Origin of the sequence: Streptomyces sp. NPDC048370 (assembly GCF_043200825.1) — a bacterium.
Classification (GTDB): Bacteria; Actinomycetota; Actinomycetes; order Streptomycetales; family Streptomycetaceae; genus Streptomyces.
Window position 1 is genome coordinate 90,998 of sequence record NZ_JBICYI010000019.1, and the last position, 23,881, is coordinate 114,878.

Here is a 23,881-nt window from a genome sequence, read left to right on the forward strand (position 1 = left end):
CGGCTCCCCTCGGGCGCCGGGCGCCGGGCGCCGGGTCCCGTCAGCGGGTCAGGAACGCCAGGCGGGCGCGTTTCTCCGGGATGAAGACCTCGGGCAGGTCCACCTCCGGCAGGACCACCTCGGGGCCCAGCTCGAAACCGGCCCGCACCAGCCGGGCGATCGCCTTCTCGTTGGCGGCGTCCGGCTCGGCGACGGCGCGCGTGCGGCCGGTCAGCGCGAACGCGGTCAGCGCGACGAACAGCCGGGCGGAGAAGCCGGGTTCGGGGGTGGCGGCCGGTGCGATCAGGATGTGCACCCCGATGTCGCCGGGCTCCACGTCGTAGACCTCGCCGACACGGTCGGCGGAGGGCTCGTACGTCTGGAACAGCGCGACCGGCTCGTCGTCCCGCCGGACCAGGAAGCCGTGGTGCGTGGTGAGCGAGTCCAGGTGCGCGTAGATCTCCCGTACCTGCTCGACGGTCGTACCGCCCATGCCCCAGAACCGGGCGCGGTCCTCGTTGACCCAGCCGTGGACGAGGGCGGCGTCGCGGTCGGGGTCGACGGGGTCGATCCGGACGGTGCCGAAGCCCTCGACGGTCTGGACGTGGACCGGTGCGACCGGTGCGACCGGCGCGAGCGGTTCGTGCGGCCTGACCGGCTCGACCGGCCTGACCGACTCAGTGGCGGTCGTCATGGGGGTGCTCCTTGGTGAGGTGGTGCCAGTCGGTGATCACGGGGGCGAGTCCGCCCCGCAGCCACAAGGGGAGTTGGTCGCGGTGGTGGGGGTCGTCGGCGACCCCGGAGGCGCCGAACGGCACGATCCAGAGGCTCCGGTCGCGGTCGGCGAGGTCCCAGACGTAGCGGGCGGCCGAGGCGCGGGCGCTGCGGTCCGTGAACCCGGGCACGCTGGACGAGGACATCACGCAGTCGTGGTCCCCGGCGAGGCCGGGCCACTGCGCGTCGTCGTCCTCGTCGGGGAGCGCCTGCCACGGCGCGAGCCGGTGAGTGACGCCCCAGGCGGGCGGCTCCTCGCCGGCGGCGACCTCCTCCAGGGCCGCGCGGACGATCCCGGCGACGTCGGCGGCCGGTACGGGGCCGGAGACCAGCAGCGTCTCCAGGGCGAAGGCCACGCGCGGCCCGAGGGCCAGCCAGGGCCGGAAGACCTCGGGGTACGCGGCGGGCTCCCGGAGCGCCGCGAACGCGGGGTGCCCGGCGACCCGCCGGACGACGGCTCCGCGCACGGCGGCGTACAGCCCGGCGTCGGTGCTGTCCGCCTCCATCCGCCGGTCCCACACGAGGAGCCGGGCGCGGACGGCGAGGGCGCCGGGGGAGAGGACGTCGGCGTCGCTCGGGTCACCCGCACCGGGGCCCTGCTCGGGCGTGGCTCCGGTGTCGGAGGCGTCCGTGGCCGCCGCGCGGATCGCCGCCAGGAGGCGGGCCGCCGAGGGGTTGTCGGTGTCGGTGTGGACGTCGGCCATCGCCTCCGGCGTCCAGGCCGTCGAGGCGGCGAGCAGCGTGTCGATCCGCGCCGCCCGGTGCGGGGGAGCGAACTCGATGCCGAGCGGCGCCGCGAGACCGCGCGCGTTGGCCATGACGGCGTGGCCCTCGACATCGGCGCGGGGCGTCGGCACCGCCCCGTCCCGCCAGGCGTGGGCGGCCTCCCAGGCGGGCACCACCCGCACGGAGTTGGCGTGGTCGCGGACGGGGACGTACCCGGCGACCCGGTGGAGCAGTCCGCCGTCCACGTCGGCCGCCAGGACGACGTTGACCGGCTCGACCCAGCGGTCGACGGCCCGGTCCACGTCCGCGACGGTACGGGCGGCGAGCAGCTCGGGCAGCACCGCGAACCCCAGCTCCCCGGTCACGCGCGGCGGATACCGCAGACTGATCGCCTCCCGGACGATCCCCGCGCCGTCACCGGAGCCGCCGCCGGAGCCGTCGCCGGAGCCGCTGCCCGAGCTACCGTGCGAGCCCCCGTCCACGCCGTCGTCCGAGCGGCGGCCGGCCACGCCGCCGTCCACCCCGTCCGGCGCCGCGCCCGGACCCCCGTCCTCGCCGAGGATCACCGGGCCGCGCTCGGTCTCGATCACCTCGATCTCGACCGGGTCGCCGCCCGCCACCTCCACCGTCTCCCGGTGGACGGACGCCGGGCGCCAGCCGTCCGGGCCCAGGGCCTCCACGCCGCCGTCCACGGTCCGCCGGAGCCGCTCCCGGTACAGGTCCTGGTAGTCGGACATCGCGTTGGTGATCGCCCAGGCCACGCCGCCGGTGTGGCCGAAGTGGGCGAGGCCCGGGATGCCCGGGACCGCCATGCCGAGGACGTCGTACTCCGGGCACGCGAGCCGGATCTGCTGGTACACCCCGGGCGCCTCGATGAAGCGGTGCGGGTCGCCCGCGATGATCGCGGACCCGCTCGCCGTACGGCCGCCGGAGACGAGCCAGCCGTTGGAGCCTGAGGTCCCCGGGCCGTCCGTGGCGAACAGCTCCGTCCACTCCTCGCCGAGCCGGTGCGCGACCTCCTCCCGCCACAGCTTGGCGGGGAAGCCCGCGAACAGGATGTGCGTGGTGAGCCAGACCGCCAGCGGCGTCCACGGCTCCCAGTGCCCCGGCGCGAGCCCCACCCGCGCGAACTGGCCCGCGCGCGCCGCCCCTTCCGGCAGGCCCGCGTTGACGCCGTCCACGTACGCCCGCACCCAGCGTGCCGTCCGCCCGTCGAGCCGGTCGTAGCAGCGGCGGGCGGTGTCGGCGAGCCTGGCCTGCCGCGCGAAGACGTCCCAGGCGGTCTCGCCCGCGCCGAGGAAGGCGGCTGTCGTGCCCTGCGCCCGGTGCCGCTCGACCTCCAGCTGCCAGGCGCGGTCCACCGCCGTCACCCGCCCCTGCGCGAAGGCGAGTTCGTCCGGATCGGTGCCCCGCAGATGCGGAATGCCCCAATCGTCCCGGTAGACCTCGATACCCACTCCGACCCCGATCATCTTCGCTCTTCTTAGGTTAGGCTGACCTAAATTAATCTACAGGTTACGCATGGGGAGGCGATCGCGGTGGGGCATGGCTGGGAAGGTGTGGTCCTGAAGCTGTTCCGGGGGCGGGACTTCACGTTCACCGTGACCGGGGCGGAGCAGGTCACCGAGCACTACCGGCGGGTGCACATGACGGACGGCGGCCTCCTCGCCGCCGCCGGTGTCCACCCGACGATGTGGGTGCGGCTCTGGTTCGAGAACGCGGGCAAGCCGCACCAGCGCGCCTACACCCTCGTCGACCCCGACCGGGACGCGGGCACCTTCAGCCTCGAATTCGCCCTGCACGAAGGCGCCGCCAGCGACTGGGCCCGCACCTGCGCCCCCGGCGACACCATCGAGGCCACCCTCCAGGGAACCGGCTTCACCGCGCCCGAACCGCTGCCTGGCCGGATGTTCGTGATCGGCGACCCGGCCTCGCTGCCCGCCATCAACTCCCTCCTCGACGCCGTGCCCGACGTCCCGGCCACGCTCTGGTTCGAGACCTCGCACGAAGCCGACGAGGAGCTGCCGCTGCGCCTCGACGCGGAGCGGCACGAGCTGCGCCGGGTCCCGCGCCAGGGCGGCGGCGCGGCCCTCGTCGAGCGCGTGCGCAGCGAGCTCCCCGAGCTCCTCGACGGCGGTGCCGACGCCCCGTACGTCTGGATCGCCTGCGACACGGCGACCACCCGCACCCTCGCCGCGTACGTCCGCAAGGAGCTCGCGCTCCCCAAGGAGCGGGTCCACTCCCTGGGGTACTGGCGCGCCTCCTGAACCGGCCCCTGGTTCGGCCCCGATCCGGCCCGCCGCCCATGCGTCGGGTTGACCGTCCGTTACCGGATGTCGGCGGGCGTCGTTAAAGCACTTCCGGCACGCGCCCCGCGTGATTCGCAACGCGCGGGGCGCGCGGGAACGCGTGTGCCGAAAGAATCGAATATGGGCGCGGAAACCCCCCTTTGGAGTGAACTCACGCCAGGTGTCTGCCAGTTCACCCTCCGTGCGTAAAGATTCCGGTGTCTCAAGTCGCCGGGACCGCGTCGACCCCGTGTCCCCGTGGTGAGCGGTCGGCGACGCCATGTCTCTTGTGGGGGTACCACCATCTTGAACAGCAACACCTTCCGCATGCCCGTACGCCGTACCGCCGCCGCCGCGACCGCCGCCGCGCTGGCCGTCGGGCCCGTGGTCCTCCTGGCCCCCGCGGCGCACGCCACCGGCGGCGAAGGACGCGCGAGCGCCGTCGTCCTGCGCACCGGTCTCGACGTCTCCCTGCTCAACAAGTCGGTCGACGTGCCGCTGCGCGCCTCCCTCAACGAGGTCGAGGCGCCGGAGACCGAGAACAAGACCGCGCTGACCGTCAAGGTGGAGGGCGCGGAGAACGGCAAGCCGATCAGCGTGCTGCGTGCCGACGTCGCCACGTCGAAGGCCACGGTCGACAAGGACAAGGCCGAGGGATACGTCAACCTGGTCAAGGCCCGGGTCCACGTCCCCGGCGTGCCCCTGCTCTCCCTGATCGAGGTCGAGAAGGTCACCGCCAAGGCGCTCTGCGAGACCGGCAAGCAGCCGGTCGCCGAGGCGAACCTGCTCGGACACGTGACCGTCCTCGGCAAGAAGACCACCCTGTCGACGGCCGGACAGACCAAGGTCGGCGTGCCGGGCGTCGGCGACGTGACCCTCGACCTGTCCCGTACGTCCACCACCTCGCGCACGGCCGCCGCCACCGCTCTCGAACTGAAGGTGGAGGTCAACCCGCTGAAGCTCGGCGTCGCCGAGGTCAACGGCACGGTCACCCTCGCCGAGGCCACCTGTGAGACGCCGAAGGGCACCCGGCCGACGGAGAAGCCCACCGAGAACCCGACCGAGAAGCCCACGGGGAAGCCGAGCGAGCAGCCCTCGCAGGAGCCCTCCGCCAAGCCCACCGATGACGGTGGCGTGCAGACCCAGAACGAGGGCGCCAAGCCCACCGACCAGAACCTCGCCGCGACCGGCGGCAGCTCCATGACGCCGTACCTGGCCGGCGGCGCCATCGTCCTGCTCGGTGGCGGCGCGGGAGCGCTCGTCCTGGCCCGCAGCCGCGCCCGGGGCTGACCGACCGAGCCCGAGGGGGGCGAAGGGGAGCGTAGGCGGGGAGGGTGGCGCGACGGCGCCGCCCTCCCGTACGCGCGAACCGGGCGCGCGCCCCTCAGCCCTCGATTATGAGCACGCGCCCCTCAGTCCTCGATGACGAGCGCGCGCCCCTCAGCCCTCGATCAACAGCGCCTGGTCCAGGGCCTGCAGGAAGCGGTTGGTCGTGACCCGGTCCCGCACCGCGAGCCGGAGCCAGTTCCGGTCGAGGCCCGGGAACGTGTCCCCGCGCCGCGCCGCGAAGCCCAGCGCCCGCAGCCGCTCCCGTACCGCGTCCGCGCGCTCGATCCGGATCAGTACGAACGGACCCTCCGCCGCCGCCACCGCGCGCACCTCGTCGAACTCCGCGAGCCCCGCGAGGAGATGGGCCCGCTCCACCCCGATCCGGTGCGCCGCGAACTCCGCCTCCGCGAGCGCCGCCCGCGACATGCACGCCTCCGCCGCCACGAGCGCCGGAGTGGACACCGGCCAGAGCGGCTGCGACCGCTGCAGGAGCGCGATCGTCTCCGGGTGCGCGAGGACGTAACCGATCCGCAGCCCCGCCAGGCCCCAGGTCTTCGTGAGGCTCCGCAGCACCACCAGACCCGGCGTGTCCGTCCGCCCGGCCAGCGACTCCCGCTCGCCCGGCACCGCGTCCATGAACGCCTCGTCCACCACCAGCGTCCGCCCCGGCCGGGCCAGGGCCGCGATCGCCGCCGCCGGATGCAGCACGGACGTCGGGTTCGTCGGGTTCCCGATCACCACCAGGTCCGCGTCCTCCGGCACGGCCGCCGGATCAAGGCGGAAGCCGTCCGACTCGCGGAGCAGCACCCGGCGCACCTCGTGCCCCGCGTCCCGCAGGGCCGCCTCGGGCTCGGTGAACTGCGGATGCACCACCACCGGGCGCCGCACCGGCAGCGCCCGCGCGAGCAGCACGAACGCCTCTGCCGCGCCGGCCGTGAGCAGCACCCGGCCGGGCGGCAGGTCGTGGCGCTCGGCGACCGCCGCCCGGGCGACCCGGCCGTCCGGGTACTGCGCGAGGCCCGTCAGGGAGTCCGCGATCCGCGCCCGCAGCCACTCCGGTGGCGTGTGGGTCCGGACGTTGACCGCGAGATCGATCAGCTTCTCGTCCCGGACCTCGGCGTCACCGTGGTGCCGCAGATCGTGGACGTCAGAGTGCGCGTGGGTATCCATGGCCGCCGTCGGGTGATGAGTGGGGGGTGTACGGGGCTCCGTCTGACCAGCGATGTACCCCTGTCCCTGGGGCAACAACCGTGCGGCGGCGGCATCTTCGTTCGGACGAAACCGGACGGACCGGGCAATCGCGCACGTCACGTGCGCCGATTTCCGCTTCGGTACGAGCAGCACGGCACCGGTCCCCGCCGCGAGCAGCGCCGCCGCCTCCGCCACCGACGCCGTCCCCGTCGCCGCCAGCGGAGCCCGCGAGGGGTGCGGTACGGGGACGGCGGCCAGCTCCTCGGGCCCGTAGGCACGCAGCGGTACGCCGAGACGCTGGGCCGCGCCCACGATCCCCGGCTCCGCCGCCCGCGCCTCGAGGGTGGCCAGCGCCACCACGTCCGAGCCCGTCAGGCCGGCCTCCCGCAGCGCCGCCGCGACCAGGGCGAGGACCTCGTCCACGGACACGCCGGTCCGGGCGCCGATCCCCACCGTCGCCCCGCTCACCGCGTGCCCCAGACCAGGAAAACGGGCGGCAACGCCGGCGCGGAGGAATGCCCCGCGGCGTCAAGGCGTTCGGACCGCAGTACCACGCCCGCGGCCGCGAACCCGCAGGACGCGAGCGCCGACCGGACCGGCGACATCCGCTCCCGCGCGGGCACCGCCGCCACCACCGCGCGCCGCGCCCGCCGCGCCGCCGTCAGCACGATCGCCTCCAGCTCATGGCCCGGACCGGAACCGCCCCCGACGAACACCCCGTCCGGATCGGCGAGATGGGACAACACCGTCGACGTCTCCCCGTGCACCGCCCGCACCTCCACCCCGTGCGCCGCCGTGTTCGCCCGCACCCGCTCGACACCGGACGCCGTCCGCTCCACGGCCACCGCCGCCGCGCCCAGGCGGGCGCACTCGATCGCCACCGCGCCGCGGCCCGAACCGATGTCCCAGACCAGGTCCCCGGCCCGCGGCCCGAGCCGGGCGAGCGCCAACGCCCGCGCCTCGTACGGCAGTACGGCCCCGTCGGCCGCCCCTGCCCCCGTCACTGCCTCTGCCCCGGCCACTGCCCCTGCCCCCGCCCCGAACTCGCCGTCCGGCAGCGCCCAGCGGCCCGGCCCGGTGAGCGGCCCGGTGACCGCCGGAGCGGGCCCGTCCTGACGTGACTCGTCCAGGCACAGGACCAGGCTCACGCACTCCCAGCTCCGGCACATCGCCTCCGCCGGCTCCACCCGCTCGAACCGCTCACGGAAGGGGTCACCCAAGGCCGAGAACACCACCAGCGTCCGCGACGCCACCCGGTGCACCAGCGCCGCGCCCAGCTCCGCCGGTCCGACGCCCGGCGCGGGCAGCACGGCCACCTTGGGGTGCGCCCGACAGACGTTCACCGCGCGATCGGGCACCGAGCCCTCCACCACGACGGCGTCGTCCCAGGCCAGCCCCAGGCGCGCGAACGCGAGTCCGACGTGCGCGGATCGCGCCCGATCCGATAGCAAAGGCGCATGGCCGTTTTCGTCGCGCTCGGCGCGTTCCTCATGACGCTCTTCGGCGGCTGGACGGCGCAGCGCGTCACCGACCGGCGCCACTTGGTCCTCGGCCTCGCCGGCGGACTGATGCTCGGCGTGGTCGGGCTCGACCTCCTGCCGGAGGCCATGGAGGCCGCGGGCGAGAAGGTCTTCGGCGTGCCACAGGCCCTGCTGCTCTTCGTGGGCGGCTTCCTCCTCGCCCATGCCGTGGAACGGCTGCTGGCCGTCCGTCAGGCGGCGCACGGGGTCGCGGCCGACGAGCGGGTGCCACAGGTCGGCCTGACCGCGGCGGCCGCGATGGTCGCCCACAGCCTCATGGACGGCATCGCACTCGGCGCCGCCTTCCAGGTCGGCGGGGGCATGGGCGCGACCGTCGCGCTCGCCGTCATCACCCACGACTTCGCCGACGGATTCAACACGTACACGATCACCAGCCTGTACGGGAACGCCCGCCGCAAGGCGATCATCATGCTGGTCGCGGACGCGGTCGCCCCGATCGTCGGCGCCGCGTCCACCCTGCTGTTCACCCTTCCGGAGGAACTCCTCGGCAGCTATCTCGGATTCTTCGGCGGCGCCCTGCTCTACCTCGCCGCCGCCGAGATCCTGCCCGAGGCACACCACCGACACCCCGCCGTCTCCACCCTGCTCTGCACGGTGGCCGGCGTGGCCTTCATCTGGCTCGTGGTGGGTGTGTCGGGCGGTTGAGCTCACGCAGCCGGCCCGTTCCCGCAGTGCGCGACGAACCGCGCGGCCGCCTCCGGGGCACCCGCCCAGTGGGTGTGCACATAACTCGCGTGCACCCCCTGCTGGACGAACCCCTCCATGCGCCGCTCAGGCTGCCGCAGCCCCCAGGCGGCCTCGGCCCCGGCGCCGGGCTCGATCACGGTCCGGTGGAACTCGTGCCCCCGCATCCGCGCCCCGGCCGCCGCGAGCGAACTGTCGCTCACCGCGACGGCGTCCCGGTACCCGAGCGTGAGCCGCTCCGACATCCGCGCCTCCGCGTCGAGCACCCCGCACATGGGCCGCCCGTCCAGCGAACGGGCGAGGTACAGCAGCCCGGCGCACTCGGCGGCGACCGGCGCCCCGGAACCGGCCAACTCGGCGACGGCCTTCCGCAACGGCTCGTTGGCGGACAGCTCGGCCCCGTACATCTCGGGAAAGCCCCCGCCTATGACGAGCCCGGAGGTCCCCTCGGGCAGCGCCTCGTCCCGGAGCGGATCGAACGTGACGACCTCGGCCCCCGCGGCGGTGAGCAGCTCGGCATGCTCGGCGTACGAGAACGTGAAGGCGGCACCACCGGCGACCGCCACCCGCGGTGTCGCCGACCGGGTGGGCACACCGGGACCACCGGGCACACCGGGACCACCGGGCACACCGGGACCACCGGGACCACCGGGCACACCGGGACGACCGGCGGTCAGCCGCACCGCGACGTCGGGCTCCCACGCCTCCGCGTGAAGCTCCGGCGCGCTACGAGCCAGCGCGAGGAGGGCGTCCAGGTCGCACCCCGCACGCACCTGCTCCCCCTGCGCGGCGACCGCCTCGACGGCCTGGGCCTGCCGCTCGGCCACCGGCACAAGACCCAGGTGCCGCGACGGAGTCGCCACCGCGGGCGCCCGCCGCAACACCCCGAGCACCGGCACCCCGGACCCTCCGAGCGCCTCCCGCAGCAGGTGCTCGTGCCGGTCCGATGCGACCTTGTTCAGGATCACCCCGCCGATCCGCACCTCCGGGTCCCAGGAGGCGAACCCGTGCACCAGGGCCGCCACCGAGCGCGACTGCGACGACGCGTCGACGACAAGCACCACCGGCGCCTTGAGCACCTTCGCCACCTGCGCCGTCGACGCCAGCTCGCCCTGGTCGGCGGCACCGTCGTACAGGCCCATGACGCCCTCGACCACCGCCAGGTCGCAGCCGCGCGCCCCGTGCTCGAAGAGCGGCGCGATCAGCCCCGTACCGCACATGTACGCGTCGAGGTTCCGGCCCGGGCGGCCGGTCGCGAGCGCGTGGTACCCCGGGTCGATGTAGTCAGGTCCGACCTTGTGCGGCGAGACCGCGAGGCCACGGCTCGCGAACGCGGCCATCAGGCCGGTCGCGACGGTGGTCTTGCCCGCGCCGGAGGACGGCGCGGCGATGACGAGACGTGCTACCACTCGATGCCCCGCTGGCCCTTCTGACCCGCGTCCATCGGGTGCTTCACCTTCGACATGTCCGTCACGAGATCCGCGAAGTCCACCAGCTCCTGCGGGGCGTTGCGGCCGGTGATGACGACATGCTGCTGACCGGGACGGTCACGGAGCACCTCGACCACCTCGGCCGTGTCGATCCAGCCCCAGTGCAGCAGGTACGCGAACTCGTCGAGGACGTAGAACTTGTACTTCTCCTCCGCGAGGTCCCGCTTGACCTGTTCCCAGCCCTCGCGCGCCTTGTCCTCGTGGGACTGCTCGCCCTCGGCGACCTCGCGCTGGATCCAGGACCAGCCCTCGCCCATCTTGTTCCAGACGACCGTGCCGCCCTTGCCGGTCTCGCCGAGCGCCTTGAGGGCGTTCTCCTCGCCGACCTTCCACTTGGCGGACTTGACGAACTGGAACACCCCGATCGGCCAGCCCTGGTTCCAGGCCCGCAGGGCCATGCCGAAGGCGGCGGTCGACTTCCCCTTGCCGACACCCGTGTGGACCATCACCAGCGCACGGTTGCGGCGCTGACGGGTCGTGAGACCGTCGTCGGGAACTACGGTCGGCTGTCCCTGCGGCATCAGGCGGCCCTCCTCGTTGCGTGCTGCTCTGCCTGTACGTTCCTGACGAGCCCGGCGATCGAATCGGCGCGCAGCTCGTCCAAGGTCACGGCGGTGCCGCCCAGTTCACGGGCGAGGTCCCCGGCCAGCCCGAGCCGTACGGGACCGGTCTCGCAGTCCACGACCACGGCCGCCGTGCCCTCGGAGGCGTGCAGCCGCGCGGCCCGCGCCGCGAGCGCCACCGGGTCGGCGCCGCCGCCGGTCGCCCGGCCGTCGGTCACGACGACCAGGAGGGGCCGGCGCGAGGGGTCGCGCAGCCGCTCGACGCGCAGCACGTCATGGGCCTTCAGGAGCCCCGCCGACAGCGGCGTACGGCCGCCCGTCGGGAGCTGCTCGAGCCGGGCCGCCGCGGCGTCCACCGACGACGTGGGCGGCAGCGCCACCTCCGCGTCCCGGCCCCGGAAGGTGACCAGGCCGACCTTGTCGCGCCGCTGGTACGCGTCGAGCAGCAGCGAGAGCACCGCGCCCTTCACCGCGCTCATCCGCTGCCGCGCCGCCATCGAACCGGAGGCGTCCACGGCGAAGAGCACCAGGTTCCCCTCCCGGCCCTCGCGCGTCGCCTGCCGCAGGTCGTCCCTGCGGACCACGAGACCCGGTCCCGACCGGCCGCGCGCCTTCTGGTGCGGGGCTGCGGCGTGCACGGTCGCGGTCAGGTGCAGCTTGGTCAGCGCGCCCCGGGGCCGTACGGCGCCGGTCGTCCTGCCGTGCTCGGTACGGGCCCGGGAGCGGCGCCCGGCCGCGCCCTCGCCGAGCCCGGGCACGCTGAGCATCTTCGTACGGAACGGCTCGGCGGCCCTGACCGCGGCCCGCTCACCGGCGCCGCCCGACCCCTGCGGGGCGGGCGCGGGCGCCTCGGCGGGCGCCTCTTCGGGAGCCGAGTCCTGCGGAGCCGAGTCCTGCGGAGCCGTACCCTCCGGCCCCTCGCTCTGCGGCGGCACACCGCCCCCGCCGCCACCCGGGCCGCCGGGGCCCTCCGGTCCGGGGTCCGGGTCCTCGTCGCCCTCGTCCTCGCCCTTGAACTGCTCCAGCGTCTCGTCGAGCTTGTCCTCGTCGAGCCCCGGCGCGTCGAAGGGGTTCCGCCGCCTGCGGTGGGGGAGCGCGAGCAGCGCCGCCTGCCGGACGTCCTCGGAGGTCACCTCGGTGCGTCCGGCCCAGGCGGCCAGCGCGGTCGCCGTCCGGGCCATCACGATGTCCGCGCGCATGCCGTCCACCTCGAACGTGGCGCAGGTCGCGGCGATCTGGAGCAGGGCCGCGTCCCCGAGCACCACGCTCGGCAGCAGCTCGCGGGCCGCGACGATCCGCTCCCGCAGCGCGGTCTCCTCGCCGGCCCAGCGCGCGGCGAACGCGGTCGGGTCGTCGTCGAAGGCGAGCCGCCGACGGACCACCTCCACGCGCTGCTCGGGCTCGCGGGAGGCCGCGACCTCGACCGTGAGCCCGAAGCGGTCGAGCAACTGCGGCCGCAGCTCGCCCTCTTCGGGGTTCATCGTGCCGACGAGAAGGAAGCGGGCCGCGTGCCGTACGGAGACGCCTTCGCGCTCGACGTACGAGGAGCCCATGGCGGCGGCGTCGAGGAGCAGGTCGATCAGGTGGTCATGGAGGAGGTTGACCTCGTCCACGTAGAGGATCCCGCGGTGCGCGTCCGCGAGCAGCCCGGGCTCGAAGGCCTTCACCCCCTCGGCGAGGGCCCGTTCGATGTCGAGCGCACCGACGAGCCGGTCCTCGGAGGCACCGACGGGGAGCTCGACCATCCGCGCGGGTCGGGCGTCGGCGCCCGCGGTCTCGTGCGGCCCGTCGGGGCAGTGCGGATCGGGCGCGGCCGGGTCGCAGCTGAACCGGCAGCCCGCGACCACCGCGACCGACGGCAGCAGGTCCGCGAGCGCCCGCACGGCCGTCGACTTGGCGGTCCCTTTCTCGCCGCGCACGAGGACACCACCCACCGCCGGACTCACCGCGTTGAGCAGCAGCGCGAGGCGCAGGTCGTCCATGCCGACGACGGCGGTGAACGGAAAGCGGGTGCTCATCGGGTGGTCCTCTCTTCGAGTTCGCTCGGTTGGTGTGGGTGCGCTCGCAGGGGTTTCGAGGTGGCGGGCCGACGCAGTGCCCGAAGCCGCCGACGCTGAGCAACCGCCCACAGGGGCCACCCGCACTTCTGCTCTCCTGGTTGCACGCGCGGTGCGGGTGGGAACGACAGCCCGGCCGGAGGCCGGGCGCACCCCCCACCGGGCCGCACTCGCGCCCCACCGCCCCCACTCACGGCGCCCCCGGCGGCACGAACCGCAGCCCCGTCGGCGCCCCGTGCTCGATCAGCCGCAGCAGCGCGTTCGTGTCCGCGTGCTCCTCGATCAGGTCGCCGAGCCGGTCCAACTGCTCCTCGCGGAGCGCCCCGAACGACGTGTCCGGCGCCGGGACGAAGCGCCGCCCTGCCGCCGCCGCGACCTCCCGCAGGAACGCCCGGCGGAAGCCGTCGCTCTCCAGGGAGCCGTGCCAGTGCGTGCCCCAGACCGCGCCGACCCGGCACCCGTCCAGGAAAGCCTCCCCGCCGAGCACCTCGGCGACCCCGTGGTGGATCTCGTACCCCTCGACCCGCTCACCGAGCGCCTCGCCGACCGGCCGCGCGAGCGTCTTCTCGGCCGCGAACCGGACCCGTACGGGCAGCAGCCCGAGCCCGTCGACCGTGCCGGCCTTCGACTCGACCTCGTCCTCGATCCGCTCCCCGAGCGCCTGGAAGCCGCCGCAGACGCCGAGCACCGGCCGGCCCTCCGCGGCCCGCCGCGCCAGGGCGTCCGCGAGACCGCGTTCGCGCAGCCAGGCCAGGGCCTTCACCGTGCCCCGGGTGCCGGGGACGACCACCAGGTCCGCGTCGACGAGCTCCTCGGCCCGGTCCACGAACCGGACGACGACGCCCGGTTCGGCCGCCAGCGCGTCCACGTCGGTGAAGTTCGACATCAGCGGTACCGCGCAGACGGCGACCCGCAGCACGTCCTCGCCGACCGGCGGCGCGACGACCGACTCGCGGACCGCGCCCCGCAGGGAGACGCGCAGGCCGTCCTCCTCGTCGATGCCGAGCCCGTGCGCGTACGGCAGCACTCCGAACGTCCGGCGCCCGGTCAGGTCGTGGAGCATGTCGAGCCCCGGCTCCAGCAGGGTCACGTCGCCGCGGAACTTGTTCACGAGATAGCCCGCGATCAGCTCCTGGTCCTCGGGCGCGAGCAGCGCCGTCGTGCCGAAGAACTGGGCGAACACCCCGCCCCTGTCGATGTCCCCGACGACGAGGACGGGCAGCCGCGCGGCCCGCGCGATGCCCATGTTCACGATGTCCGTGCGCCGCAGGTTGATCTCGGCCGGACTGCCCGCCCCCTCGCAGATCACGGCGTCATACGTGCCCCGCAGCTCCTCCAGGCACGCCATGACCGGCTCGAAGAGCTCCTTCTGCCGTCCGCCGTGGTAGCCACGCGCGCTCAGCTCGCCGACCGGCTTTCCCATCAGGACGACCTGGCTGGAGCGGTCGCTGCCCGGCTTCAGGAGGACCGGGTTCATCAGCGCGGTCGGCTCGACCCTGGCCGCCTGCGCCTGCATGGCCTGCGCCCGGCCGATCTCCGCGCCCTCACGGGTCACGAAGGAGTTCAGGGACATGTTCTGGCCCTTGAACGGGGCGACCTTCACACCCTGCCGGACCAGCCAGCGGCAGATGCCCGCCGTGACGACGCTCTTGCCCGCGTCGGAGGTGGTCCCGGCGACGAGCAGCCCCCCGCCCCTCATACCGTCCTCCGCTTCACCGCGCGCGCCTTCAGCGCGCCCGCCACGATCCGTCCGCCCACGCAGGCCGCGAGCGTAAGCCCCGTCACCCGGCGCGAGAGCCGGACCGCCCGTTCGATGTCCGCGACCTCCACGGCCCGTCCCTCCCCGTTCAGTACGGGCCGGTGCTCGACCCGGCCGCCGTACGACAGCGTCCCGCCGAGCCGTACCCCGAGCGCCCCCGCGAAGGAGGCCTCCACCGGTCCTGCGTTGGGGCTCGGGTGCTTGGCCGCGTCCGCCCGCCAGGCGCGCACCGCCCCGCGCGGATCCCCGCCCGCCACGGTCGCGAGCGCGGCGGTCAGCCGGGCGCCCGGCCAGCCGGCCACGTCGTCGAGCCGGGCCGAGGCCCAGCCGAAGCGCCGGTACCGCGCCGACCGGTGGCCGACCATCGCGTCCAGGGTGTTCACCGCCCGGAAGCCGACCAGGCCCGGAACACCCGCGACCGCCCCCCAGACCAGGGCTCCGACGACCGCGTCGGAGGTGTTCTCCGCGACGGACTCCACGACCGCGCGGGCCATCGCAGGACCGTCCAGGGAGTGCGGATCGCGCCCGCAGAGATGGGGGAGCCGCTCGCGGGCGACCTCCAGGTCGCCGGCGGCCAGCGCCCCGCCGATCGCGCGGGCCTCCCGGCCCAGGCTCGTCCCGCCGACGACGGCCCAGACGGCGGCTGCGGTCAGCGCGGCGGAGGCCCTCGGGTGGTCACGTACCGTACGGGCGGCCAGGGCGGCGGCGCCCGCGGCGCCCGTCACGCAGACGGCGGTGTGCAGCGCGCCCCACCCGCGGTGGTCGCGCCGGAGCAGCTTCTCGACGGCCCCCGCGGCCCGCCCGAAGGCGGCGACCGGATGGCCGCGGCGGGGGTCGCCGACGATCAGGTCCGCGGCCAGTCCGGCGGCGGCGCCGTACGCGAATACACCTGTGGCTGCGTTGCGGCCGGGCATGGCGCTGTGTCCTCACTCAGGGTCCGCGCCCCGGCTCGACGTGACCGGCGGCGAGAGTTCCTGGCTCCCGGGGGTTCGACTCCCCGGTCACAGTGGCGGGACCGCGCCGGATTCGCACCGGGCTTCCTCTGCTTGCCGCCGTAATGGCCCCGGAAGTCCACCACGTGTACGAAGACCCGTCAACTCACGCTTGACCTGCGGCGGGACAGTGTGCGAAGCACCACACGGCCTGCGATCGGCCCTCGTGAAACGACGACCGGGCGGGCCGCACCCGAAGGTGCGACCCGCCCGGTCGTCGAAGCGGGACCGTCGTCAGACGACGATCAGATAGATGCCGTACGCGACGGCCGCCGCGCACAGCGCGAAGCAGGCGTACGCGCCGGTGCGCGCCATGGCCGCCGAGCCTCCCTGGGCCGCGGCCTGCTCCTGCTTGGAGAGGCCGATGATGCCGAGGGTGAAAAGGCCCACGAGGGCGACGGTCGCCACGAGGCTGACTCCGAAGACGGAGCCGAGAGCTGCCCAGTCGATCTTCATGTCGTTGGTTCCTTACACCGCGGCCGGGGCGGCGGGGGCTGCCGGGTCCGTGGGGGCCGGCGAGGGGATGGTGGTCTTGAGGTGCTCGTCCGCGACGGCGGCCACGGAACCGGCCGGGGCCGGCGGGGCGACGGCCGCGATGGCGGTGGTCACGACGCCCGCGGGCTCGCCGTCGATCTCGTCGGCCGTGACGTTGTGGTGGTCGACCGGCTTGCGGCGCGAGAGCGCCCAGATGACGGCCGAGCCGGCGACGAGGAGGACCGCGACGGCGGCGACGCCCCAGGGGCCCTGCTTGGTGAGGAACTCGGCGCCCGCGCCGACCAGACCCGCGGCGGGCAGGGTCAGGCCCCAGGCGACGAACATCCGGGTCGCGGTCGACCAGCGGACGACACCGCCCTTGCGGCCGAGGCCCGCGCCCATCACGGCGCCGGAGCAGGACTGCGTGGTGGAGAGGGAGAAGCCCAAGTTGGACGAGGCCAGGATGACCGTCGCGGCGCTGGTCTGGGCGGCGAAGCCCTGCTGCGGCTGGAGGTCGGTGAGGCCCTTGCCCATGGTGCGGATGATGCGCCAGCCGCCGAGGTAGGTGCCGAGCGCGATCGCGACACCGGCGGCGACGACGACCCACATCGGGGGGTTGGAGCCGGGGGCGAGGACGCCGCCGGTGACCAGGGCGAGGGTGATGACACCCATCGTCTTCTGCGCGTCGTTGGTGCCGTGCGCCAGGGAGACGAGACCGGCGGAGGCGATCTGGCCGGCCCGGTAGCCCTTGGCGGTGGACTTCGTGTCCGTCTTCGCACCGATCTTGTACGTCAGCTTGGTGGCCGCCATCGCGGCGAGGCCGGCGACGAGCGGCGCGGCGATCGCGGGGATGAGGACCTTGCTGACCACGGTCGAGCCGTTGACGGCCGACCAGCCGGCCGACATCACGGCCGCGCCGATCAGTCCGCCGAAGAGGGCGTGGGAGGAGCTGGACGGCAGACCGAGGAGCCAGGTCAGCAGATTCCAGAGGATGGCGCCGACGAGCGCCGCGAAGATCACTTCAGTACGAATGCCCTGTTCGTTGATGATCCCGCCGGAGATCGTCTTGGCGACCTCGACGGACAGGAAGGCACCGACCAGGTTGAGCACGGCGGACATGGCCACCGCGGTCTTGGGCTTGAGGGCACCGGTCGAGATGGTCGTCGCCATCGCGTTGGCGGTGTCGTGGAAACCGTTCGTGAAATCGAACACGAGAGCTGTCACGACCACAATCGCGAGCAGCAGCGTGATGTGTTCCATTTACCCAGGCAATCGTTTGACGTCAGTGGCTGGACGAACGTAGGCAACCTGAGTGAACGGAAGGTGAACTGGGTCGGGCGTTGTGGTGTCCCAAATCGGGTTCCAGTCATTCCGCTTGAGTCGTCGAGGGGTCTCTCGTGAACGCTCTGTCCACGATGTGGGCACCGTGCGACCCCGGGTAATCCGTGCCGTCACCGGACACGGGGGACATCGCCCGCTTCGCCCCCGCTCGCCCGTGTCAGCCCGTGGACGGGCCCGGAGGGCCGTCATCCCGCCGGGGGACCCCGCAAGGAGATCCACGTCACTCTCACAGGGGACGGCCACGGTCGGCTTCGTCCGGTGGCGGCCCGGGCCCGACCTCTCGACACTGAGACCGTGCGCCCGGCTACAGCGACGGCAGCGGCCGTCACCACTCTGCTCGGTGCCGGAGCGGCCGCGATCGCGGCCGGCCGGTACGCCGGCGACGTCACCCTCAAGGCGACGTCCGGACGGCCCCTGCCCGGCGACCCCCGGCTCACCGTGCACGCCACGGGACCCGGCCGGGTCACCCTGACCCGCAGCCTCGCCTCCCTGCGCCCCGGTACGTACGGGATCGAGGGCCCAGGCGTCCACGCGGTCGTCGGCCCGGTCCTCGACCGCGTGCCGCACACCGCGGACACCGTCGTACGCCGCCTCGAACGCGTCGAGCACGGCGACCTGGGGCCCGGCGCCCGCGTCCGGCTCACCCCCGAGCTGCACAGCGGCACCCCGGAGACCGCCCTCGGCGTGGCCCAGGAGGACGTGGAGATCCCCGGCGAGCTCGGCTCCCTGCCCGCCTGGCTCGTCCCGGGGGCGCGCCACACCTGGGTCGTCGCCCTGCACGGCATCGGCACCACCCGCAGACACCCCCTGAACCTCGTCCCCTTCCTCACCCACCGGCAGATCCCCGTCCTCTGCCTCTCCTACCGGGGGGACGAGGGCGCGCCCCCGTCCCCGGACGGCCTCGGCCACCTCGGCGACTCCGAGTGGCGCGACGTCGACGCCGCCGTCCGCTACGCCGTCCGCAGGGGCGCCCAGCACGTCGTGCTGCTCGGCTGGGGGACCGGCGCCTCGATGGCCCTGCACGCCGCCGCCGAATCCGGCGTACGGGACGTCATCCGCGGCCTCGTCCTGGACTCCCCGGTCCTCGACCGGGAGGCCACCCTGCGCAACCTCGCCGCCGCCCGCCGCGTGCCGGGCCCGCTGCTTCCGCTTGCGGTGCGCGCCGCGACGGGACGGGGCTGGCCGCACGGCGACCGGCTCCCGGAGGTCGCCGACCCGGCCGCCCTGCGCGTGCCGACCCTCGTCATGCACGGCCCCGACGACACCATCGCCCCCTGGGAGCCCTCCATCGAACTGGCCGCCCGCCGACCGGAACTGGTCACCCTCCACACGGTCAGGGGCGCCCCGCACGCCGCGATGTGGAACGCCGACCCGGTCCGCTACGAAGAGGCCCTGCGCCGCTTCCTCACCCCTCTTCTGTAGGCCCGCCGCGAGCCTTCCGGCAGCCGCGCGCCGGGCCCGGTCCGGGGGCCGCGGCCCGGCGTCCTCGATTCCGATTGGGCTTTCGGGCCGTCAACGGGAAGACTGCCCCCGTGACGTCTCGAAAGCCCGATGAGCAATTGGCGCGCAACTCCAGACTCCGACTTGTCCGTCCGCGGGCACTCGCCACCGCCCGGCGGGCCGTGACGACCCGGCGCACCCGCCCGGCCCCGCGCCCGCCGGAGGGCACTCCGCCCCGCGCGGAACTGGCCCGCCAGGCACGGACCGTGCTCGCCGACGCCGTACGGATCGCCCGCTGGGCCGCCCTCGACGGCGGCCCCAGGACCGCCACCGAGCCCCGCCCGCAGGCCGTCCCCGCGACCGACACCGCGACCGACCCCGCGCACCGCGACGCGACCGACCCCGCGACCCGAGCACTCCCCCCGCAGGAACGGGCCGCCGCCGCACTGGACCTGACGCCCGGCCAGATCCGGGCCGGCTGGGACCGGGCCAGGCTCGCCGGGCTCGTGGAGCTCCACGGCGACACCGCCCGCCCCGGCTGGCGGCTGCACGCCTGGGACCGCGACGACTCCGCCGTGCTGCGCGGCTGGGTCGCCCTCTTCGACGCCTGGTCCCTGGTCCACCCCGCCCCCGAGGACGTCGCCCCCGGCGCCGTCGCCGAGGTCGTCGAGGCCGTTCCCCAGGTGCTCTCCCTCCTCCAGCTCTCCGCGGGACCCGTGGTGGTGCCTGCCCTGCTCGACCTGCTCGGGCAGCGGGTCGACGAACTGCGCGAGGAGCGCTGCGAGGTGCCCGTCGAGGGCGCCGCGGACACCGCGGCCGGCACCGCCGCCGGCACCGCCACGGCGTCCGGCACCGACACCCCGCCCGACGCCGGGCCCCACGGGCTCGCCGCGCTGCTCGACTGGGCCCTGGAGGGGCTCGCCGCCGTCGGCGCCCTGACCCTCGGCGAGGGGCCGGACGGCCGGCAGGCCACCCTGACCCCGCTCGGCAACTGGGCGGTCTGGGTCAAGCTGGAGCAGATCTGCGTCGCCGCCCAGAGCCCGGCCGGCAACATCGAGCAGTCCGCCGAGGACATGCTCCGCGGCTGCGCGGGCCTCACCCCCGGCCCCGCCAGGGACGAGTACCGCGCCTGGCTCGCCGCCCGTACCCTCGCCGGCGCGGTCGCCGAGCTGATCGCCGTCGCCCGTGGTGAGGACGCCCTGCTGCGCGGCCTCGCCTTCGAGGCGCTCCGGGTCGTCGGCGCCCCCGCGGAGGCGGAGGTCCGGGCCGCGGCCGAGGAGGTCTCCCTCCGGCCGTACGCCCTGCTCTGGCTCGCCGAGTACGAGGGCGCCGACCCCGACGACGCCCCGGACGTGCTCACCCGGGAAGAGGCCACCTGGCTCTGGGTCGACACGGCCGCGGCCGTCGCCGACCACGGCGAGAGCACGCTCCTCGTGCGGCACCTCGAGTCGGCCGTCCAGGGCACCGTCCCGGCGCTCCTCGACGAGGTCCGCGCCGTCGGCCATCCCCGTACGGTCCAGGTCCTGGTCGCCCTCGCAGCCGCCCATCCCGACCCCGCCCTCGCCAAGGCCGTCCGCCGGGCGGCCTTCCAGGTGCACACCGGGGAAGCCTGACGGTCCGCCGCCCGGGCCCCGCGCCCGGGCGCTCCGTACGAGCTCGCCGCCCTGACTCTCCGTACGGGCTCACGCGCCCGGGCTCCGCGCGCCCAGGCTCTCCGTACGGGCTCCCCACCCCGGCTCCCCGCCCGCTTCTCAGCCGGTGGCCCCCGGCAGGTAGGTGCCGAAGCTCCAGACGTTCCCCTCGCCGTCGCGGGCGATGTAGTCCCGCGAGCCGTAGTCCTGGTCCGTCGGCGGCATCACGATCTCGACGCCGTGGGCCACCGCCCGCGCGTGGTGTTCGTCCACGTCGTCCACGTGGACGTACACCCCGCTGGGCCCGGAGCCCTCGACCAGCTTGTCGAACTCGGTGCCCGTGCCCTTGCTGCCGAGCATCACCATCCCGTTCCCGTACGACAGCTCGGCGTGCATGACCTTGCCGTCCTCGCCCTCGTACACCGCGGTGCGGGTGAAGCCGAACGCCTCCGTGAGCTGTCTGATCGCGGTGTGCGCGTCGTGGTAGGTCAGGGTCGGACAGATATGGGGTGCCTCAGCCATCCCGATCACTCCTTCTCATGGCGGAATGTGACCTGGGTCTCAGTCTGGCATCCGGCGCTGACATCGGGGTGCCTCAGCGGAAGGTGTTGCACTGCGCCATGTCCCCGGTCCTGTACCCGGTGTAGAACCACTGCTGGCGCTGCGCCGCCGAGCCGTGCGTCCAGTTCTCCGGCGTCACCCGGCCCTGGAACTTCTCCTGGATCCGGTCGTCGCCCACGGCCGCCGCCGCGTCCAGGCCGTCCCTGATGTCGGCGTCCGTCAGGCGGGTCAGCAGGGGGCGCCCGGTCTTCTCGTCCGGCGTGGTCGTGGCGTGCCGCGCCCAGACCCCCGCGTAGCAGTCGGCCTGCAGCTCGACGCGTACGGCGTTGGAGTTCGCGCCCGTCCGCCCGTCCTGGGAGCGGGCCAGGGTGCCCATCATGTTCTGCACGTGGTGGCCGTACTCGTGCGCCACGACGTAGGCCTGGGCGAAGGGCCCGCCGCTCGACCCGAACTTGGTCCGCAGCTCCTCGAAGAAGCCCAGGTCCAGATAGACCTGCCGGTCGCCGGGGCAGTAGAACGGCCCCACCGCCGAGGTGGCCGAGCCGCAGGCGGTCGCGACGCGGTTGGAGAACATGACCGTGCGCGCGTCCCCGTACTGGCCGCCGCGCCGCTCGTACTCCGCCCGCCAGAAGTCCTGCACGCTGTTGACGACCGCCACGATCCGGCAGTCCTCGCGGGTGTTCGCGTCCGCGCCGGTCCGGCAGGTCTGCTCGACCTGGGCCAGCGAGGAGGAGGTCGCGACCGGCTCGGGGTCGCCGGCGGAGAGCCCCAGCTGCTCGGGCCCCACCCCGAACAGCAGCCCCAGGATCAGCGCGATGAAGCCGACGATGCCACCGCCGACGGTCGCCTTCCCGCCGGGGATGCGGCTGCCGCGGACGTCCTTGACCTCCGAGGTGTCCAGGTCGGCGTCGTCGTCGAACTGCATGGGCCACCACCCTCTGCCGTCTTGCCGCGGCAGTGACCGCCGCCCTGCGCCCGAGTATCGGCGAATCCAATATGGATCGCCCCTTTTGTCGGGCATGGGCGGTAGTGGGGGAAAAGGGTGGTGGGTGGTCGGCCCGGGACTGTGGCCGAAAAGCAGTTGCATGCGCCCGTTAGACTGGCCGTATGGCCATTCTCCGCGCGCATGACTAGCGGCGTCGAATCCGCTCTCAGCCCTTTCCGCCGAACCGTCCGCCCTGGAGTCTGTCCGTGATCACCGCTTCCGGCATCGAGCTGCGCGCCGGCGCCCGCATCCTCATCGAGTCCGCTTCCTTCCGCATCGCCAAGGGCGACCGCATCGGCCTCGTCGGCCGCAACGGAGCGGGCAAGACCACCCTCACCAAGTGCCTCGCGGGTGAGGGGATGCCCGCCGCCGGCCAGATCGCCCGCTCCGGCGAGGTCGGCTACCTCCCGCAGGACCCGCGGACCGGCGACCTCGACGTCCTGGCCCGCGACCGCATCCTCTCCGCCCGCGGCCTCGACGTCCTCATCAAGAAGATGCGGATGAACGAGGAGCGCATCGCGACCGGCACCGGTGGCACGCGCGACAAGGCGATGAAGCAGTACGAGCGCCAGGAGACCGAGTTCCTCACCAAGGGCGGGTACGCGGCCGAGGCCGAGGCCTCGACCATCGCCGCCGCCCTCGGTCTCCCCGACCGGGTCCTCGGCCAGCCGCTGCACACGCTCTCCGGTGGTCAGCGCCGCCGTGTCGAGCTGGCCCGGATCCTCTTCTCCGACGCCGACACCCTGCTCCTCGACGAGCCCACGAACCACCTCGACGCCGACTCCATCGTCTGGCTGCGCGACTACCTCAAGACCTACCGCGGTGGCTTCATCGTCATCTCCCACGACGTCGACCTCGTCGAGACCGTCGTGAACAAGGTCTTCTACCTGGACGCCAACCGCTCCACGATCGACGTCTACAACATGGGCTGGAAGCTCTACCAGCAGCAGCGCGAGGCCGACGAGAAGCGCCGCAGGCGCGAGCGCCAGAACGCCGAGAAGAAGGCCGCGGCGCTGAACTCGCAGGCCGACAAGATGCGCGCCAAGGCCACCAAGACCGTCGCCGCGCAGAACATGGCCAAGCGCGCCGACCGCCTGCTCGCGGGCCTCGACGCCGTCCGCGTCTCCGACAAGGTCGCCAAGCTCCGCTTCCCCGAGCCCGCGCCCTGCGGCAAGACCCCGCTGACGGCGGAGGGCCTGTCCAAGTCGTACGGCTCCCTCGAGATCTTCACCGATGTGAACCTCGCGATCGACAAGGGCTCGCGCGTCGTCATCCTCGGCCTCAACGGCGCGGGCAAGACCACGCTGCTGCGGCTGCTCGCCGGGGCCGAGACGCCCGACACCGGAGAGGTGACCCCGGGCCACGGCCTCAAGCTCGGCTACTACGCCCAGGAGCACGAGACGCTCGACCCGGAGCGCACCGTCCTGGAGAACATGCGGTCCTCCGCGCCCGACCTCGACCTCGTCGAGGTGCGCAAGACGCTCGGTTCCTTCCTCTTCTCCGGCGACGACGTCGACAAGCCGGCCGGGGTCCTCTCCGGCGGCGAGAAGACCCGGCTCGCCCTCGCGACCCTGGTCGTCTCCTCGGCGAACGTGCTGCTCCTGGACGAGCCGACCAACAACCTCGACCCGGCCAGCCGCGAGGAGATCCTCGGCGCGCTGCGCACCTACAAGGGCGCCGTCGTCCTCGTCACGCACGACGAGGGCGCGGTCGACGCACTGGAGCCGGAGCGGATCATCCTGCTCCCCGACGGCGTCGAGGACCTGTGGGGTCCTGACTACAAGGACCTCGTGGCGCTCGCCTGATCATCTCGGTATGGATCATTCGGCTCATGGGTGATCCTTCATCTGAGTGAGGGCGTCTCGTACCCCCGGCGCGGCTCTCTGCGGAATCCTTCCGCCAGGGCCGCGCCGTCCTTGTTCGCCCCCTGCGGCGCTGACCTGGCACTTCCTGGCCTGACGCGTCCCGAAGCGCGGATCATGACTACCGGAATCGAAGACTCCGCTCGTGGCGAGAGTCCGTCGCGGCGCAAACCTGGTGCCACGGACCTTGTCGAATGGGTGGCCAGGACGTCCG

Annotated in this window: 19 protein-coding genes and 1 riboswitch; of the genes, 6 read left to right on the forward strand and 13 right to left on the reverse strand. The window is 73.9% G+C overall.

What is annotated here, in order from left to right; translation table 11 throughout:
• Positions 1 to 40: 40 nt before the first annotated feature.
• Together ACGFYP_RS31050 and ACGFYP_RS31055 are read right to left on the reverse strand one after the other, a co-directional pair.
• On the reverse strand, positions 41 to 673 hold the full coding sequence (locus tag ACGFYP_RS31050; RefSeq protein WP_393500636.1) for a GNAT family N-acetyltransferase: 633 nt from the start codon (positions 671 to 673) through the stop codon (positions 41 to 43).
• On the reverse strand, positions 657 to 2,951 hold the full coding sequence (locus ACGFYP_RS31055) for a penicillin acylase family protein (protein WP_393500639.1): 2,295 nt from the start codon (positions 2,949 to 2,951) through the stop codon (positions 657 to 659). The genes ACGFYP_RS31050 and ACGFYP_RS31055 overlap by 17 nt, the downstream gene beginning before the upstream one ends.
• Before the next feature lie 66 nt (positions 2,952 to 3,017).
• On the opposite strand from ACGFYP_RS31055, the gene ACGFYP_RS31060 reads away from it, so the two are divergent.
• Positions 3,018 to 3,746, forward strand: coding sequence for a siderophore-interacting protein (locus ACGFYP_RS31060; protein ID WP_393500642.1), 729 nt, complete (start codon positions 3,018 to 3,020; stop codon positions 3,744 to 3,746).
• Between the two features lie 327 nt (positions 3,747 to 4,073).
• A complete protein-coding gene (locus ACGFYP_RS31065) occupies positions 4,074 to 5,057 on the forward strand; it encodes an SCO1860 family LAETG-anchored protein (RefSeq protein WP_393500645.1) in 984 nt (327 codons plus the stop codon).
• Positions 5,058 to 5,207: 150 nt separating this feature from the next.
• On the opposite strand, the gene cobC is transcribed toward ACGFYP_RS31065, so the two are convergent.
• A complete protein-coding gene (cobC, locus tag ACGFYP_RS31070) occupies positions 5,208 to 6,755 on the reverse strand; it encodes an Rv2231c family pyridoxal phosphate-dependent protein CobC (RefSeq protein ID WP_393500648.1) in 1,548 nt (515 codons plus the stop codon).
• Positions 6,752 to 7,645, reverse strand: a complete 894-nt coding sequence (locus tag ACGFYP_RS31075) for a hypothetical protein (RefSeq protein WP_393500651.1) — start codon at positions 7,643 to 7,645, stop codon at positions 6,752 to 6,754. The genes cobC and ACGFYP_RS31075 overlap by 4 nt, the downstream gene beginning before the upstream one ends.
• A gap of 99 nt (positions 7,646 to 7,744) precedes the next feature.
• Here ACGFYP_RS31075 and ACGFYP_RS31080 point away from each other — a divergent pair, with 99 nt between their 5' ends.
• Positions 7,745 to 8,473: a ZIP family metal transporter gene (locus ACGFYP_RS31080; RefSeq protein WP_361958644.1), complete on the forward strand. Its 729-nt coding sequence runs from the start codon at positions 7,745 to 7,747 to the stop codon at positions 8,471 to 8,473.
• A 2-nt stretch (positions 8,474 to 8,475) separates the two neighbouring features.
• Here the strand turns inward: ACGFYP_RS31080 and ACGFYP_RS31085 are convergent, their stop codons facing one another.
• The 7 genes from ACGFYP_RS31085 to ACGFYP_RS31115 form a co-directional block, all read right to left on the reverse strand.
• The gene (locus ACGFYP_RS31085; protein WP_393500655.1) at positions 8,476 to 9,921 is read right to left on the reverse strand and encodes a cobyrinate a,c-diamide synthase; all 1,446 of its coding nucleotides are present in this window, start codon (positions 9,919 to 9,921) and stop codon (positions 8,476 to 8,478) included.
• Entirely contained in the window at positions 9,915 to 10,523 is a 609-nt protein-coding gene (gene cobO / locus ACGFYP_RS31090; RefSeq protein WP_361958650.1) for a cob(I)yrinic acid a,c-diamide adenosyltransferase, read from the reverse strand. Before cobO ends, ACGFYP_RS31085 begins: the two co-directional genes overlap by 7 nt.
• The gene (locus tag ACGFYP_RS31095; protein ID WP_393500658.1) at positions 10,523 to 12,583 is read right to left on the reverse strand and encodes a putative cobaltochelatase; all 2,061 of its coding nucleotides are present in this window, start codon (positions 12,581 to 12,583) and stop codon (positions 10,523 to 10,525) included. Before ACGFYP_RS31095 ends, cobO begins: the two co-directional genes overlap by 1 nt.
• Positions 12,584 to 12,812: 229 nt before the next feature.
• Positions 12,813 to 14,321 carry a cobyric acid synthase gene (locus ACGFYP_RS31100; protein ID WP_393500661.1) on the reverse strand — a complete coding sequence of 503 codons (1,509 nt, stop codon included), beginning with the start codon at positions 14,319 to 14,321 and terminating at the stop codon, positions 12,813 to 12,815.
• Positions 14,318 to 15,295 carry a cobalamin biosynthesis protein gene (locus tag ACGFYP_RS31105; RefSeq protein WP_393500664.1) on the reverse strand — a complete coding sequence of 326 codons (978 nt, stop codon included), beginning with the start codon at positions 15,293 to 15,295 and terminating at the stop codon, positions 14,318 to 14,320. The genes ACGFYP_RS31100 and ACGFYP_RS31105 overlap by 4 nt, the downstream gene beginning before the upstream one ends.
• A gap of 33 nt (positions 15,296 to 15,328) precedes the next feature.
• A riboswitch (cobalamin riboswitch) is annotated at positions 15,329 to 15,465 on the reverse strand.
• A 142-nt stretch (positions 15,466 to 15,607) separates the two neighbouring features.
• Entirely contained in the window at positions 15,608 to 15,829 is a 222-nt protein-coding gene (locus ACGFYP_RS31110) for a hypothetical protein (RefSeq protein ID WP_384513433.1), read from the reverse strand.
• Positions 15,830 to 15,841: 12 nt separating this feature from the next.
• Entirely contained in the window at positions 15,842 to 17,107 is a 1,266-nt protein-coding gene (locus ACGFYP_RS31115; RefSeq protein WP_393500668.1) for an anion permease, read from the reverse strand.
• Between the two features lie 375 nt (positions 17,108 to 17,482).
• Here ACGFYP_RS31115 and ACGFYP_RS31120 point away from each other — a divergent pair, with 375 nt between their 5' ends.
• Together ACGFYP_RS31120 and ACGFYP_RS31125 are read left to right on the forward strand one after the other, a co-directional pair.
• Positions 17,483 to 18,610, forward strand: a complete 1,128-nt coding sequence (locus ACGFYP_RS31120) for an alpha/beta hydrolase (RefSeq protein ID WP_393500671.1) — start codon at positions 17,483 to 17,485, stop codon at positions 18,608 to 18,610.
• Between the two features lie 110 nt (positions 18,611 to 18,720).
• Complete coding sequence (locus ACGFYP_RS31125) at positions 18,721 to 20,241, forward strand: hypothetical protein (RefSeq protein ID WP_393500674.1); 1,521 nt, start codon at positions 18,721 to 18,723, stop codon at positions 20,239 to 20,241.
• A 138-nt stretch (positions 20,242 to 20,379) separates the two neighbouring features.
• Here ACGFYP_RS31125 and ACGFYP_RS31130 read toward each other — a convergent pair whose 3' ends face one another.
• Both ACGFYP_RS31130 and ACGFYP_RS31135 read right to left on the reverse strand, forming a co-directional pair.
• Positions 20,380 to 20,781, reverse strand: coding sequence for a VOC family protein (locus ACGFYP_RS31130; RefSeq protein WP_361958671.1), 402 nt, complete (start codon positions 20,779 to 20,781; stop codon positions 20,380 to 20,382).
• A 73-nt stretch (positions 20,782 to 20,854) separates the two neighbouring features.
• Positions 20,855 to 21,745: a neutral zinc metallopeptidase gene (locus ACGFYP_RS31135; protein WP_393500679.1), complete on the reverse strand. Its 891-nt coding sequence runs from the start codon at positions 21,743 to 21,745 to the stop codon at positions 20,855 to 20,857.
• 266 nt (positions 21,746 to 22,011) lie between these two features.
• Here ACGFYP_RS31135 and ACGFYP_RS31140 point away from each other — a divergent pair, with 266 nt between their 5' ends.
• Positions 22,012 to 23,610 (forward strand): ABC-F family ATP-binding cassette domain-containing protein, encoded by a 1,599-nt coding sequence (locus ACGFYP_RS31140; RefSeq protein WP_393500682.1) that lies wholly within the window; start codon positions 22,012 to 22,014, stop codon positions 23,608 to 23,610.
• The last annotated feature ends 271 nt before the right edge of the window (positions 23,611 to 23,881 follow it).

What these genes read in the sequence shown, in the direction of transcription:
- ACGFYP_RS31050 (WP_393500636.1), bottom strand. Translation starts at nt 673, where the DNA reads ATGACGACCGCCACTGAGTCGGTCAGGCCGGTCGAGCCGGTCAGGCCG.
- ACGFYP_RS31055 (WP_393500639.1), bottom strand. Translation starts at nt 2,951, where the DNA reads ATGATCGGGGTCGGAGTGGGTATCGAGGTCTACCGGGACGATTGGGGC.
- ACGFYP_RS31080 (WP_361958644.1), top strand. Translation starts at nt 7,745, where the DNA reads ATGGCCGTTTTCGTCGCGCTCGGCGCGTTCCTCATGACGCTCTTCGGC.
- cobO (WP_361958650.1), bottom strand. Translation starts at nt 10,523, where the DNA reads ATGCCGCAGGGACAGCCGACCGTAGTTCCCGACGACGGTCTCACGACC.
- ACGFYP_RS31095 (WP_393500658.1), bottom strand. Translation starts at nt 12,583, where the DNA reads ATGAGCACCCGCTTTCCGTTCACCGCCGTCGTCGGCATGGACGACCTG.
- ACGFYP_RS31100 (WP_393500661.1), bottom strand. Translation starts at nt 14,321, where the DNA reads ATGAGGGGCGGGGGGCTGCTCGTCGCCGGGACCACCTCCGACGCGGGC.
- ACGFYP_RS31105 (WP_393500664.1), bottom strand. Translation starts at nt 15,295, where the DNA reads ATGCCCGGCCGCAACGCAGCCACAGGTGTATTCGCGTACGGCGCCGCC.
- ACGFYP_RS31110 (WP_384513433.1), bottom strand. Translation starts at nt 15,829, where the DNA reads ATGAAGATCGACTGGGCAGCTCTCGGCTCCGTCTTCGGAGTCAGCCTC.
- ACGFYP_RS31115 (WP_393500668.1), bottom strand. Translation starts at nt 17,107, where the DNA reads ATGGAACACATCACGCTGCTGCTCGCGATTGTGGTCGTGACAGCTCTC.
- ACGFYP_RS31130 (WP_361958671.1), bottom strand. Translation starts at nt 20,781, where the DNA reads ATGGCTGAGGCACCCCATATCTGTCCGACCCTGACCTACCACGACGCG.
- ACGFYP_RS31135 (WP_393500679.1), bottom strand. Translation starts at nt 21,745, where the DNA reads ATGCAGTTCGACGACGACGCCGACCTGGACACCTCGGAGGTCAAGGAC.